This is a genomic window from Streptomyces sp. NPDC051214, from assembly GCF_040682375.1.
Classification (GTDB): Bacteria; Actinomycetota; Actinomycetes; order Streptomycetales; family Streptomycetaceae; genus Streptomyces.
Genome location: NZ_JBFBAT010000006.1, coordinates 352,929 through 365,844, shown reverse-complemented (window position 1 = coordinate 365,844; position 12,916 = coordinate 352,929). Strand labels below are relative to the sequence as shown.

Below are 12,916 nucleotides of genomic sequence, written 5' to 3'. Positions count from 1 at the left end.
TCTACCCGCCCTGCGGCTCGTGCGTCATCAGCATGCCAAGCAGTTGTGGCCTGTTGCCCGATCGATCACGGGTCGAGGTCGTCCGCCGCCCGCTCGGCGAAGACACGCATCGCCTTGGCGGTCACCGGTCCCGGCGCGCCGGGCAGTTCGCGCCCGTCGACCCGGTGCACGGCCTGGACGTCACGGAGCGTCGAGGTCAGGAACACCTCGTCGGCGCGGTCCAGTACGTCGAACGGCAGGTCGGTCTCGCGCGCGCCCGTCCAGTCGACGGCCAACGCGCGCGTGATGCCCGCCAGGCACCCGGAGGCGACCGGCGGGGTATGGATCTCGCCGTCGATCACGACGAAGACGTTCGACCCCGTGCCTTCGCACAGCTGCCCCACCGTGTTGGCGAACAGCGCCTCCGAAGCACCCTGTTCGTGGGCGCGCGCGAGGGCGACGACGTTCTCGGCGTACGAGGTGGTCTTCAGGCCGGTCAGGGCGCCCCGTTCGTTGCGGGTCCACGGCACCGTGATCACGGCGGTCGTGTCGGGGCGCCTGGGCGCCTCCCCGAGGGCGACGACGAGCGTCTGCCCCTGGTCGCCACGGTCCGAGCCGAGCGGCGAGAGACCTCCGGTGTACGTGATGCGCAGCCGCCCGAGCGGCATCGGGTTGGCTTCGAGAACGGCGGCACAGGCCGCGCGCACCTCGTCGAGGTCCGGCTCGGGCAGGCCGAGACCGCGTGCCGAACGGGCGAGCCGGTCCAGGTGCCGGGTCAGCGCGAAAAGGCGCCCCTCGACCGACTTCACCGTCTCGAAGATGCCGTCGCCGACGGTCAGCCCGTGGTCGAGCACGGAGACACGGGCCGTCTCGAAGTCCTGCAGTCCGCCATTGAGCCAGATCTTCACCAAGGGGTCCCTCCACTCACTTCGTACACTCCCGACGCTACCGCCAGCAGCCGTTCCGCCTTCAGCTCGGTCTCCCGCCACTCCCCCTCGGGGTCCGAGCCCCAGGTGATTCCGGCGCCGGTGCCGAACCGGAGCACACCCTGAGCGCGGTCGATCCAGAAGGTACGGATGCCGACGGCCAGTTCGCCGGTGCCCCGGTCGGCGTCGACCCAGCCGATGCCGCCGCAGTACGGGCCGCGGGGCGCGGTCTCCAGGGCGTCGATGATGCGCAGGGCGCTGGACTTGGGGGCGCCGGTGACGGAACCGGGCGGGAAGGCGGCGGCGAAGATCTCGGGCCAGCCGGCGTCGGGGCGCAGCTCGCCCCGGACGGTGGAGACGAGGTGGACCAGACCCGGGTGCTTCTCGACCACGCACAGGTCGGGCACGGTCACGGAGCCGGTCACGCAGATCCGCCCGAGGTCGTTGCGGACGAGGTCCACGATCATGACGTTCTCGGCGTAGTCCTTCTCCAGGAGATCGGCCTCGGTCCGGCCCGTCCCCTTGATCGGCCCCGACTCCACGACGCGTCCCGCGCGGCGCAGGAACAGCTCGGGCGAGGCCGTGGCTATCTCGACGCCGTGATCCGGCAGGCGGATCGTTCCGGCGTACGGAGCGGGGTTGCCGCGCGCGAGGAGCACGGTCAGGGCGTCGATGTCTCCGTGGTCCGCGAGCGGCGCGGACAGCACGCGGCAGAGATTCGCCTGATAGACGTCCCCGGCCGCGATGTGTTCCCGCACGCGCCGCACGCCGTCCACGTACGCGGCGCGGTCGAGCGACGACGTCCAGTCACCGGCGGCGGGCCCCCGCCACGCGCCGGCCACCGGAGCGGGCACCGGCTCCGCCCGTACGTCGTCGAAGCGGGCACAGACGAGTCCGCCCTCGAAGTCGGCGGTGACGGCCCAGAAGCCGTGGGACTCCAGCGCCGAGGGATCGCTGGTCACGTCCCTGAGGCCGGTCGCGAGCAGGCCGCCGAAGCGCGCCATGGGCAGGGACGCCCCGGAGGGCGGCCGGGAGGACATCTGAGGGGCGCTGTGCACGACTGTGAGTCTATGACCGGCGTCCTGGTCGCGCCCCGGGCCGGTGACAGCGCAGCACGCTGCGCAAACGCGTTTTTGTACTGGCCCAGGAATCCGCTAGAGTTCAACACGTCGCCGGGACGCGCAAGCGGGCCGGGAAAGACAAGCGGACGTAGCTCAGTTGGTAGAGCGCAACCTTGCCAAGGTTGAGGTCGCCAGTTCGAACCTGGTCGTCCGCTCGCAGGAAGTGGGGGATCTTCCCGAACCCCCGCACTCCTGGTGGAGTGGCCGAGAGGCGAGGCAACGGCCTGCAAAGCCGTCTACACGGGTTCAAATCCCGTCTCCACCTCCAAGCGCGATTAGCTCAGCGGGAGAGCGCTTCCCTGACACGGAAGAGGTCACTGGTTCAATCCCAGTATCGCGCACGCAGAACAACCGAAGATCTGGTCCGCAAGGATCCCCGCGCGATTAGCTCAGCGGGAGAGCGCTTCCCTGACACGGAAGAGGTCACTGGTTCAATCCCAGTATCGCGCACGCAGTACGCAGCACACGCAGGTTGACCCGCGCGATTAGCTCAGCGGGAGAGCGCTTCCCTGACACGGAAGAGGTCACTGGTTCAATCCCAGTATCGCGCACCATCCACACGAAGCCCCCGGCCGTTCCCACGGCCGGGGGCTTCGTCGTTCCCTCCGGTCAGGAGGAGAAGAGCATGTGGCCGAAGCTCTTGTGCCGCTTGTTGTGGCCGTAGTGCCCGCCATGGCCGCCGTGGTGGCCGCCGTGCTGCGGAGCGCCCCACGCCGGGGCGGGAGCGGCCGGGTAGCCCTGCGGGGCGGGCGGCGGTGGCGGGGCCTGCTGGCCGCCCCACTGGGACTCGACCCGACTCAGGGCCTCGAGCTCGCCGTAGTCGAGGAATATCCCGCGGCAACCGCTGCACTGCTCGATCTGGACGCCATTGCGGTTGTACGTGTGCATCGGTGCGTGGCACTTGGGACACTGCATGGTCGGCTCAACTCCTCGCCGGTCGTGACTGCTTCGCCGGAACTCTGCCCGGCTTCGGTGCGTTGCACCCTACTTCGTGGTGGTGGGGGCCAACTCCGGCGGGAGGGCGGCCATTCGATCACACGCGTCGACCACCGCCTGCTCGATCTCGTCCAGGGTCCTGTTCTCCCTGACGGACTTGGCGACGGCCAGGGCGGCGGTCTGCGCAGTGAGGGCGCGGGCCGGTACGTCGAGGGCGGGCCAGGGGTCCGTGCCGTCCGCCGGGACCGCCGGGCCGCGTGCCGCGCGGTAGGCGGTGAGGAAGCGGGTCCACTCCTCCGGAGGGAGGAGGCCGCAGGCGTACCAGGCCGCGGGGCGGGCCAGGTCCCAGGCCGGGTCGCCGAGGCCGAGGTCGTCGACGTCGATGAGCAGCCAGCGCCCCTCGGCCGTACGGACCAGTTGCCCCAGGTGCAGGTCGCCGTGGCACAGGAGCTTGGGGAGCGGCGCGGGGGCCTCGGCGCGGGCCCAGGCCGGGAGCGTGGCCCAGGCGCGCTCGACGGGGGCGGCCGCGGGGTGCGGTCCCGCGGCCCGCATCCGCGTCATCGCCCGAGCCGCCTTCGCCGGGCCGCGCATGTCCGGGAGCGGGTGCGGGAGTTGCGCCGGGGGTGTGGAGTGCAGGCGGGCGAGGAGGGTGGCGGCGGCTTCCCAGGGGGCGGCGTCGGGGTCGTCGCGGTCCACCGGGGTGCCGGCCTCCCAGAGGGTGACGAGGCGTCCGTGCAGCGGGATCGCCGTCTCGCCGAGCGGAGGGAGGAGGGTGCCGTGGAGGGCGGCGGCGACCTTCAGGCGGGCCGCGAGGTCGGTGGGGTCCGTGCCGGGGGCGTGCGCCTTGGCGACCGTGCCGCCGTGCCGGACGACGGTGGCGTCGTCCCGGTCCGCCAGGACGGCTTCGGGCGCGCAGGCGCAGGCGCCGGTACGAGGGGTGCGGTGCGCCGCGGCGCGGACCTGGGCGGTCAGGGCCGGCAACAAGGCGGTGGCTGTGGCGGTCACGGGTCCCCCGGGGTGCGTCGATCGGTACTTCCGTGAGCGTACGCATCGTGGCGCATGGCCCGGTGAGGGATTCTTCTCCCCCACCCCGCCCCTTCCCGAAACCATGGGGCCCGGCCCCTGGACCCCCGCACAAGATGTCCTCAATCGCCGGACGGGCTGTAAGAGCCCGTCCGGCGAGTGAGGACGAGCTCGGCGCAGCCGGTGATCTACCCGCAGAGCCCCCGCGCAAAGAAGTGCCCGCGCAGCTCCCCAGCTGCGCGGGCATTTCTCGTGCCGTCCGCCGCACCCCCGTCCCCACGGGGTTTCCTGGCCGGATGTCCCCGCCCGGACCGCTCATCCGGGCCCGGGGCGCCGCTCAGCGCCCCAGCATCACGCCCACGGACGACGCCTGTGTGACCACTGCTTCCCAGCCGCCGAAGACGACCACCAGCAGGGCCGCCAGAGGAAGAACCATGGCCGTCGCCACCAAGGGGTGACGCGTGCCGGACGGGCGGACGCCGAACGTGGCGAAAGCCTTACGTCCTTGCGTGCGGACCATTGCCCGCGGTGCCGTGTCCGCCATGATTCCTCTCCTGACCGAGTCTGTATGAATTTGGCAGCGGCGGGTGTCTGACCTCGGGGGACGAGTGCTGCACCCGCCGCTTGACCTCAAATCTAGGTGCGCCGAGGGCTTGGGTCGTCATGCCCTCGTACCGATTGCCGGGCCTCCCGGAGGATGACCGATCGTCGGTCATGTACTCCCGTGGGTGGAGACGGGGTCCTAGGTCTCAGGGTCTTCCCGGAGGGGGCGGGCGGCCTGCTCCGATGTGTCCTCCCGGGGGACGGGCTGCTCGACGAGAGCCAGGACACGGGTGGACATGAAGCGCGCGGTCCGCACGACCGAGCCGCTGCGGGTGACTTCGCTCACTTCGACCACCCCTCTGCGGACCGCCGTCTCCACCCGGCGGCCCGCCCGGCTCGCCACCACCTCATACGTCCGTGTCGTGTCCCCGGCGTCCACGACTATCTCCACGCGATCACCTTTCACGGGATCAATCCCCCTTCAGCGATGGATGGTTGGGGTGGACGACCCTGACAACAGCCGCTTTCCCCCCGCGCCCTGACCACTCTTCAAGTTTCCCACCCGGCACTGACAATCGGTCGGGCCGCGAGGGCGCGGCCTCTGCACCTGCCCGGCCACGGAAACGTAAGCTGTGGCACGACAACGAACCGGGCAGCGGGGATGGACATGGCGATGATGCGGCTCCGGCGCGAGGACCCGCGTGTCGTCGGCTCGTTCAGACTGCACAGGCGGCTGGGCGCCGGCGGCATGGGGGTCGTCTACCTGGGGTCGGACCGGCGGGGGCAGCGCGTCGCCCTCAAGGTGATCCGGCCCGATCTGGCGGAGGACGAGGAGTTCCGGTCGCGTTTCGCGCGCGAGGTCTCCGCGGCCCGGCGCATCCGCGGCGGCTGTACCGCGCGGCTCGTCGCCGCCGATCTCGACGCCGACCGGCCGTGGTTCGCCACGCAGTACGTACCCGGGCCCTCCCTGCACGACAAGGTCGCCGCCGAGGGGCCGCTCTCCGCGGCCGACGTGGCGGTGGTCGGTTCGGCGCTCGCCGAGGGCCTCGTCGCCGTACATGAGGCCGGTGTGGTGCACCGTGACCTGAAGCCGTCGAACATCCTGCTGTCCCCGAAGGGGCCGCGGATCATCGACTTCGGCATCGCCTGGGCCACCGGCGCCTCGACGCTGACCCACGTGGGCACCGCCGTCGGATCGCCCGGCTTCCTCGCGCCCGAGCAGGTGCGCGGCGCCGCCGTCACCCCGGCGACGGACGTGTTCGCCCTCGGCGCCACCCTCGCGTACGCGGGCATGGCGGACTCACCCTTCGGGCACGGCAGTTCAGAGGTCATGCTCTATCGCGTCGTCCACGAAGAGGCGCAGCTCAGCGGGGTCCCGGACGCGCTCGCCCCGCTGATCAGGGCCTGCCTGGCCAAGGACCCCGAGGAGCGTCCCAGCACGCTTCAACTGTCGCTCCGGCTCAAGGAGATCGCGGCCCGCGAGGCACAGGGCCTGACGGACCCGCGGCCGCCCGCGCCCCGGCAGGACCAGGACCGGCCGACGGGACGGATGGCCGAGGAGTACGCGGACCAGCGCACCCAGCGGCGAAATCCGCAGGGCACTCCCCCGCCGCGGCCCAGCTCTTCGCGGCCGAGTTCCTCGCGGGCCGGCTCCTCCCGGACCGGATCCTCGCGCACGGGTTCCTCCCGCACGGGTTCCTCGCGGCCGCACCCCTCGCGGGGCGGCTCCAGCTCATCGCGGTCCGGCTCGCGTCCCGGGCAGGCCCGGAACACGACGCGCTCCGGTGGCGCGCGGCGGCCCGCCAACCCGCGGCTGCTGCGCCAGCGGCTCTTCGTCTTCGTGGTCGTGACGCTGCTCGTGGCCCTGGGGATCGCGGCGGCCCAAGGGTGCCAAGGGCCTGCGCGCGGGCTCGGCGGCAGCGGCGCGCACGAGGTGCGCGACGTACAGCAGAGCCAGCGGCTCGATCCGGGGCCTGGCTCTCAGAGCTGAGGGCGGCCCGTCGCCACGGCGTAGAACGCGACCGCGGCCGCCGCTCCCACGTTCAGGGAGTCGACGCCGTGGGCCATCGGGATGCGGACCCATTCGTCGGCCGCCATCAGGGCCTTCGTGGTGAGGCCCTCGCCCTCCGCGCCGAGCATGAGGGCGACCCGGTCCATGCGGTGGGGCGCCGCCTCGTCCAGGGTCTTGGCCTTCTCGTCCGGGGTGAGCGCGAGGAGGTTGAAGCCCGCCTCGCGTACGCCGTCCAGACCCTTGGGCCAGGATTCGAGGCGGGCGTAGGGGACGGAGAACACCGCGCCCATGGAGACCTTCACCGAGCGGCGGTAGAGCGGGTCCGCGCAGTCCGGCGAGAGCAGCACCGCGTCCATGCCCAGGGCGGCGGCGCTGCGGAAGATCGCCCCGATGTTGGTGTGGTCGTTCACCGACTCCATGACGACGACGCGGCGCGCCCTGGTGAGGAGCTCGTCGGAAGTCGGCAGCGGCTTGCGCTGCATCGAGGCGAGGGCGCCGCGGTGCACGTGATAGCCGGTGACCTGCTCGGCCAGGTCGGGGTTGACCGCGTACACCGGGGCGGGGACCTCGTCGATGACGTCCCGCATGACGTCGACCCACTTGGCGGAGAGCAGCATCGAGCGCATCTCGTAGCCCGCCTGCTTGGCGCGTCTGATCACCTTCTCGCCCTCGGCGATGAAGAGGCCCTCGGCGGGCTCGCGCCTGCGGCGCAGTTCGACGTCGGTCAGGCCCGTGTAGTCGCGCAGGCGCGGGTCGGTGGGGTCGTCAACGGTGATGAGATCAGCCACAGGGTGATACTGCCTTGTCCTGGGTGTGGTGCCAACGCCTTGGCGGCGGCGGGTTACCGGTGGTTACGCGGGAGCTGGGGGCGATCAGGCGGGGCTGTCCGGGCCCACGTTCACCACATCGCCGATGACGATGACGGCCGGGGGCTTCACCTCGTGGGCGGTGACCTCGGCGGCGACGGTCCCGAGCGTGGCGTCCACGCGGCGCTGGGCCGCGGTGGTGCCCTCCTGGATCAGGGCGACGGGGGTCTCGGGCGACCGGCCGTGCGCGGTCAGGGTCGCCGCGATCTTGCCGATCTTGTCCACGCCCATCAGGATCACGAGGGTGCCGCGCAGCTTGGCGAGCGACGCCCAGTCGACCAGGGAGCGCTCGTCGTCCGGGGCCACGTGGCCGCTGACCACCGTGAACTCGTGGGCGACCCCGCGGTGCGTGACGGGGATGCCCGCCGCGCCGGGCACGGAGATCGAGCTGGAGATGCCGGGCACCACGGTGCAGGGGATGCCCGCTTCGGCCAGCGCCTGCGCCTCTTCCATGCCGCGCCCGAAGACGAAGGGGTCGCCGCCCTTGAGCCGGACGACCGACTTGCCCTGCTTCGCGTGCTCGATGAGGGCGTTGTTGATGGCCTCCTGGGCCATGAAGCGGCCGTACGGGATCTTCGCTGCGTCGATCACCTCGACGTGCGGCGGGAGTTCGTCGAGCAGGTCGCGGGGACCGAGCCGGTCGGCGATGACAACGTCGGCCTCGGCGAGGAGGCGCCGCCCGCGGACCGTGATGAGGTCCGGGTCGCCGGGGCCGCCGCCGACGAGGGACACGCCGGGGGTACGGGTGCGGTGGTGGGGCGCCACGAGGGTGCCGTCGCGCAGGCCCTCGACGACCGCGTCACGGATCGCCGCGGTGCGGCGGGGGTCGCGGCCGTGGATGTCCGTGGTGAGGACGGCGACCGTGACGCCCGCGGAGCGGCCGGTCGCCGGGGTCAGGGCGGTGGCGGCGTCGGCGTCGTCCGAGCGGACGCACCAGACCCGCTGGGCCTCGGCCTCCGCGGAGGCCGCCGTGTTGGCCTCGCTGTCGCTGGTGGCGATGAGGGCGTACCAGGCGTCCTTGAGGTCACCGGCCTCGTACCGCCGGCGCTCCCAGGTGATCTCCCCCGCGTCCGCCATCGCCTCCACCGAGGGGGTCGCCGTCGGCGACACGAGGAGGATGTCGGCGCCCGCCGCGATCAGGGCGGGCAGGCGGCGCTGGGCCACCTGGCCGCCGCCGAGCACGACCGTGTGGCGGGCGGTGAGGCGGAGGCCTACGGGGTAGGCGGGGCTTTCGGCCATGGCGGGAGGCTCCTCGTGCGGGGCGCGGGGCTTTGCGGGTGCCGCTACGACGGTGGGGCGGCTGCGTTGGTGCTGTGACGTGCGCGTTCAGTATGGCTGGGGCGGGGCGGGGTCTCTCCCCCAGCCCCGCCCTGCCCGGCTGTGTCGATGTGCGGCTCCGCCGGTGGGGCTTCGCCCCGGAGCCTCCTCGTGCGGCTACTTCTCGGTCACGCCCGCCGAGTCGAACGTGGCCACCTCGTGCATCGCGCGCGCCGCGCTCTGCACCACCGGGAGGGCCAGGAGGGCGCCTGTGCCCTCGCCCAGGCGGAGGTCAAGGTCGACCAGGGGGCGCAGACCCAGCTTGTTCAGGGCCGCCACGTGGCCCGGCTCCGCACTGCGGTGGCCCGCGATGCAGGCCGCGAGGACCTCGGGGGCGATGGCTCGGGCGACCAGAGCCGCCGCGCCGGCGCTCACGCCGTCCAGGATCACCGGCGTACGGAGGGAGGCGCCGCCCAGGAGGAGGCCCACCATCGCCGCGTGCTCCAGGCCGCCGATCGCCGCGAGGACGCCGATCGGGTCGGCCGGGTCGGGCTGGTGCAGTTCGAGGGCGCGGCGCACGACGTCGACCTTGCGGCTGTGCATCTCGTCGTTGATGCCGGTGCCGCGGCCGGTCACCTCGCCCGGGTCGGTGTCGGTGTAGACGGAGATGAGGGCCGCGGACGCCGTGGTGTTCGCGATGCCCATCTCGCCGGTGAGCAGGGCCTTGTTGCCCGCCGCCACCAGGTCGCGGGCGGTCTCGATGCCCACCTCGACGGCCGCCTTGACCTCCTCGCGGCTCAGCGCGGGGCCGGTCGTCATGTCGGACGTGCCCGCCCGGATCTTGCGGGGCAACAGGCCGGGGGTGGCCGGGAGTTCACTGGCCACGCCGACGTCGATGACGCAGACCTCGGCGCCCACCTGGTTGGCGAAGGCGTTGCAGACCGCGCCGCCGCCGAGGAAGTTGGCGACCATCTGCGCGGTCACCTCCTGGGGCCAAGCGGTGACGCCCTGGGCGTGCACCCCGTGGTCGCCCGCGAAGATCGCGACGGCCGCGGGCTCCGGGATCGGCGGCGGGCACTGCCGGGAGAGGCCGGAAAGCTGCGCGGAAATGATCTCCAGCATGCCGAGCGCGCCCGGCGGCTTCGTCATCCGCTTCTGCCGCTCCCACGCCTCGCCGAGCGCCTTCGCGTCCAGCGGACGGATGTTGGAGACGGTCTCCGCAAGGAGGTCGCTCGGGTCCTCGCCGGGCAGGGCGCGGCGGCCGTACGTCTCCTCGTGGACCACCCAGGAGAGCGGGCGGCGCTTGGACCAGCCTGCCTGCATCAGCTCGGGCTCCTCGGGGAACTCGTCGACGTATCCGACACAGAGGTAGGCCACCACTTCGAGGTGCTCGGGCAGGCCGAGGGTCCTGACCATCTCGCGCTCGTCGAAGAAGCTGACCCAGCCGACACCGAGACCCTCGGCACGCGCCGCGAGCCAGAGGTTCTCGACGGCGAGTGCCGAGGAGTACGGGGCCATCTGCGGCTGGGTGTGCCGGCCGAGGGTGTGGCGGCCGCCGCGGGTCGGGTCCGCCGTGACGACGATGTTCACCGGGGTGTCGAGGATCGCCTCGATCTTCAGTTCCTTGAACTGCTTGGCGCGGCCCTTGGGCAGCGACTTCGCGTACGCGTCCTTCTGGCGCATGGCCAGCTCGTGCATCGTGCGGCGGGTGTCCGCCGAGCGGATGACGACGAAGTCCCAGGGCTGGGAGTGGCCCACGGAGGGTGCCGTGTGGGCCGCCTCCAGGACGCGCAGCAGGACCTCGTGCGGGATGGCGTCGCTGCGGAAGCCGTTGCGGATGTCACGGCGTTCGCGCATCACGCGCAGCACGGCCTCGCGCTCGGCGTCGTCGTAGCCGGGGGCCGCGGGCGTCTGCGGCTGCTGGACCGGCTCCGGCTCCTGTACGGGCTCGGCGTCCGCGTCCTCGGCTGCCACCGGGGCGGCAGCTTCGGCGGGGCCGGCCTCGACGATGAGCAAGGGCTCGGGGGCGTCGGCCACCGGCGCTCCCTCCGCTTCGGCGGGTGCTTCGACCACTTCCAGGGGCGCGGCTTCGGCTGCCATCTCCGCGGGCTCGGGCGCCACGGCCACGGGCTCCTCCGGCGTCTCCGGGGCCGGAGCCATGGCGGGCTCCCCTCCGTCACGCGGCGCGGGCACGGTGGCCGCGGGCTGCGGGGCCACGGGCTCGGGAGCCTCGACGAACTCGGGGCCACCAGTGGCTTCGACGGGCTCGGCTGCCGCGGCAGGCTCGGCTGCTTCGACGGCTGCCTCTGCTTCGGCGGGGGCCGACGGCTCCTGGGCCGCGAGAGCCTCGGGAGCCTCGGGAGCCCCAGGGGCCTCAGGGACCTCGGGGGCCTCCACCGTGGCCGGCGACTCCGGAGTGTCGGCGGCCTGCGGGGCGGCCTCTGCCTCGGCGGGCTCCGCCTGCGCCTCGGGGGCGACGGGCTCCGGCTGCGGGGCCTCGACGTGCTCGGGCGGTACGGACAGGGCGTGCGGAGGCGTCGGCGCCAAGTGCGGCGTGGTCGGCACCGAGCCCTCGACCGGCACGAACTGGCCGAGGGGCGCGGGCGCCTGGGGCTCCGCGAAGTGCTGGTTCGGGCCCGCCGGGAACTCATCGGCCTGCGGCGCCTGCGCCACGGGAACATCGCCGTACTGCTGAGGCTGCTGGACCTGGTGAGCCTGGTGGACGTGCGGGCCATGGGCCGCGGGTCCCGCCCCGGCGAGCGGCGCGTCCGACCAGGGCTGCGCGCCCGCCATGGCGAACTGCGGCTGACCGGAGTTCTGTGCGGGCGCGGGCTCCTGGTCCGCTTCCGGGGCGGAGGCGGCCGGGTCCCCTGCGAACGGCTGCGCGGCGGACGGCTGCTCAGCCGATGCCTGCTCGGCCGACGGCTGCTCGGCGTCCACGGCGAACGCGGGCTGCCCTGCCTCGGCGGTGGCCTGCGCGAACTGGACGTCGGCCTCGGTGCCTTGCGCGACGGCGGGATCGGCGGCCTCCGCGGCCTGCGGGAAGGCGGTCGCGGGCGCCTCGGCGGCGGCCGGGGCCGCGGGGTCGGTCACCACGGACTGCGGGGCCTCGGGCGCGGGCGCGGGTACGTCCACCGTGCCCTGTGCGTCAGGCGTGTTCTGTATGCCCTGTGCGTCCAGTGCGGCCTGTGCGTCCTGCGCGCCCTGTGTTTCCCCTGTGACGGGAGTGGCGTCCGGGGCGTCCGGGACGACCGTTTCTGCTGGTGTGACGGGCTGCGAGGGCTGAGGCGAAGGCTGCGCATGCTGCGGCTGGGGCTGCGGCGTCCACGGCGTCGCGCCCTGCGGCACGTTCTCGCCGAGCCGCGTCCCTCTGGGCATCCCGTCCCCGTCACGCGGGATGTCGAGGTACTCGGGGCCCACGGTGGGCGGCCCCGCGTGCCGTACGGGCGCCGCGTGCTGCGGCGCACCGGCCGGGCCGCGGTCGGCGAGGGAGCGTACGGGGCTGCCCGAGGCGTCGGGCACGGCGGGACCCGAAGGCCCCCGGTGGAGCGGGCGGCGGGAGGGACCGGGGTGCGACGCGGGCGCCGGAGTGGGAGCGCCGGGCAAGTGGACGCCGTTCAGGTCGACCGAGCCGCTGTCGCGGCCGGCGGTCTCGTGCGGGCCCGGCTGGTGCGTGGCGTGCGGCTGTCCGGCGGACTGCTGGGCGAACGCGTGCGGAGCCGCCGCGTGCTGGCCGCCGTGGGACTGGCCACCCATCGGCAGGCCGCCCGTCGAGGACTCGCCCACCGGCTGCTCGCCCGCCGCCTGGCCGGCCGTGGCCTGGCCCGGCATGGAGGGGTCGGCCCCCGGGGCGTACTGGTTCGCCTGCGGGTCTCCCACGGGCTGCCCCATGCCTGGCTGGCCGGCTGCCGACTGCGCCTCGCTCCAGGCGCCCTGGGCGCCCGGCATCAGCAGCAGGTCGTCATCGTCCGCGGGGGCGACGCTCTCGGCGGGACTCTCGGAGGGGTCGAGGTAGGTGTACGCGCCCGGGGCGGGGACGCCCGGCTGCTCCACCATGCCTGCGTTCTCCGGCAGTCCCTCGCCCGGGACCTGGCCGGTGTCGGTCATGCGTAACCCCTCGCCCATCGGTTAGTGCTTCTTCGACCGCCCCTCAGCCGTCGGCCGGGGAAGCCCCATTGCCCGGAGCGGCGCACCAACCGCCCGTCATTCTCAACGAGCGTGCGCGCCACGCGGCACGAACCGCGTACGGACAAC

General features: G+C 73.3%; 10 protein-coding genes and 5 tRNA genes. 6 read left to right on the top strand and 9 right to left on the bottom strand.

All coding sequences use genetic code 11. From position 1 onward, the window contains the following. Window positions 1-65: 65 nt before the first annotated feature. Window positions 66-887 carry an aminodeoxychorismate lyase gene (locus tag AB0M70_RS18300; protein ID WP_365821144.1) on the bottom strand — a complete coding sequence of 274 codons (822 nt, stop codon included), beginning with the start codon at window positions 885-887 and terminating at the stop codon, window positions 66-68. Next, window positions 884-1,945 carry a chorismate-binding protein gene (locus tag AB0M70_RS18295; protein ID WP_365821143.1) on the bottom strand — a complete coding sequence of 354 codons (1,062 nt, stop codon included), beginning with the start codon at window positions 1,943-1,945 and terminating at the stop codon, window positions 884-886. The genes AB0M70_RS18300 and AB0M70_RS18295 overlap by 4 nt, the downstream gene beginning before the upstream one ends. Window positions 1,946-2,108: 163 nt before the next feature. Between AB0M70_RS18295 and AB0M70_RS18290 the strand changes: the two genes are divergently transcribed. The 5 genes from AB0M70_RS18290 to AB0M70_RS18270 all read left to right on the top strand — a co-directional run bounded on the left by AB0M70_RS18290 (window position 2,109) and on the right by AB0M70_RS18270 (window position 2,580). Next, window positions 2,109-2,181, top strand: a tRNA-Gly gene (locus AB0M70_RS18290). 39 nt (window positions 2,182-2,220) lie between these two features. Further along, window positions 2,221-2,294 (top strand) — tRNA-Cys (locus AB0M70_RS18285). A 1-nt stretch (window position 2,295) separates the two neighbouring features. Then, window positions 2,296-2,367: transfer RNA gene (locus AB0M70_RS18280), tRNA-Val, on the top strand. Between the two features lie 37 nt (window positions 2,368-2,404). Continuing rightward, window positions 2,405-2,476, top strand: a tRNA-Val gene (locus tag AB0M70_RS18275). A 29-nt stretch (window positions 2,477-2,505) separates the two neighbouring features. Continuing rightward, a tRNA-Val gene (locus tag AB0M70_RS18270) sits at window positions 2,506-2,580 on the top strand. A gap of 55 nt (window positions 2,581-2,635) precedes the next feature. Here the strand turns inward: AB0M70_RS18270 and AB0M70_RS18265 are convergent. The 4 genes from AB0M70_RS18265 to AB0M70_RS18250 form a co-directional block, all read right to left on the bottom strand. Continuing rightward, window positions 2,636-2,941, bottom strand: a complete 306-nt coding sequence (locus AB0M70_RS18265; RefSeq protein WP_363210967.1) for a zf-TFIIB domain-containing protein — start codon at window positions 2,939-2,941, stop codon at window positions 2,636-2,638. A 69-nt stretch (window positions 2,942-3,010) separates the two neighbouring features. Next, window positions 3,011-3,967, bottom strand: a complete 957-nt coding sequence (locus tag AB0M70_RS18260) for an aminoglycoside phosphotransferase family protein (RefSeq protein WP_365820980.1) — start codon at window positions 3,965-3,967, stop codon at window positions 3,011-3,013. 355 nt (window positions 3,968-4,322) lie between these two features. Beyond that, window positions 4,323-4,529, bottom strand: a complete 207-nt coding sequence (locus tag AB0M70_RS18255) for a hypothetical protein (RefSeq protein ID WP_361834411.1) — start codon at window positions 4,527-4,529, stop codon at window positions 4,323-4,325. A 198-nt stretch (window positions 4,530-4,727) separates the two neighbouring features. Next, window positions 4,728-4,994, bottom strand: a complete 267-nt coding sequence (locus tag AB0M70_RS18250) for a hypothetical protein (RefSeq protein WP_365820979.1) — start codon at window positions 4,992-4,994, stop codon at window positions 4,728-4,730. A gap of 195 nt (window positions 4,995-5,189) precedes the next feature. On the opposite strand from AB0M70_RS18250, the gene AB0M70_RS18245 reads away from it, so the two are divergent. After that, window positions 5,190-6,518 carry a serine/threonine-protein kinase gene (locus AB0M70_RS18245; protein ID WP_365820978.1) on the top strand — a complete coding sequence of 443 codons (1,329 nt, stop codon included), beginning with the start codon at window positions 5,190-5,192 and terminating at the stop codon, window positions 6,516-6,518. Here the strand turns inward: AB0M70_RS18245 and AB0M70_RS18240 are convergent. From AB0M70_RS18240 to cobT, 3 genes are all read right to left on the bottom strand, one after another. Next, a complete protein-coding gene (locus AB0M70_RS18240; RefSeq protein WP_365820977.1) occupies window positions 6,509-7,327 on the bottom strand; it encodes an RNA methyltransferase in 819 nt (272 codons plus the stop codon). The genes AB0M70_RS18245 and AB0M70_RS18240 overlap by 10 nt on opposite strands. Before the next feature lie 84 nt (window positions 7,328-7,411). Then, window positions 7,412-8,644, bottom strand: coding sequence for a uroporphyrinogen-III C-methyltransferase (gene cobA / locus AB0M70_RS18235; RefSeq protein WP_365820976.1), 1,233 nt, complete (start codon window positions 8,642-8,644; stop codon window positions 7,412-7,414). 195 nt (window positions 8,645-8,839) lie between these two features. Next, complete coding sequence (cobT, locus tag AB0M70_RS18230; protein ID WP_365820975.1) at window positions 8,840-12,769, bottom strand: nicotinate-nucleotide--dimethylbenzimidazole phosphoribosyltransferase; 3,930 nt, start codon at window positions 12,767-12,769, stop codon at window positions 8,840-8,842. Window positions 12,770-12,916 lie beyond the last annotated feature (147 nt).

Excerpts from the sequence above, each read along its gene's own strand:
- AB0M70_RS18295 (WP_365821143.1), bottom strand. The coding sequence starts at position 1,945 with ATGTCCTCCCGGCCGCCCTCCGGGGCGTCCCTGCCCATGGCGCGCTTC.
- AB0M70_RS18255 (WP_361834411.1), bottom strand. The coding sequence starts at position 4,529 with ATGGCGGACACGGCACCGCGGGCAATGGTCCGCACGCAAGGACGTAAG.
- AB0M70_RS18265 (WP_363210967.1), bottom strand. The coding sequence starts at position 2,941 with ATGCAGTGTCCCAAGTGCCACGCACCGATGCACACGTACAACCGCAAT.
- cobA (WP_365820976.1), bottom strand. The coding sequence starts at position 8,644 with ATGGCCGAAAGCCCCGCCTACCCCGTAGGCCTCCGCCTCACCGCCCGC.
- cobT (WP_365820975.1), bottom strand. The coding sequence starts at position 12,769 with ATGACCGACACCGGCCAGGTCCCGGGCGAGGGACTGCCGGAGAACGCA.
- AB0M70_RS18245 (WP_365820978.1), top strand. The coding sequence starts at position 5,190 with ATGGACATGGCGATGATGCGGCTCCGGCGCGAGGACCCGCGTGTCGTC.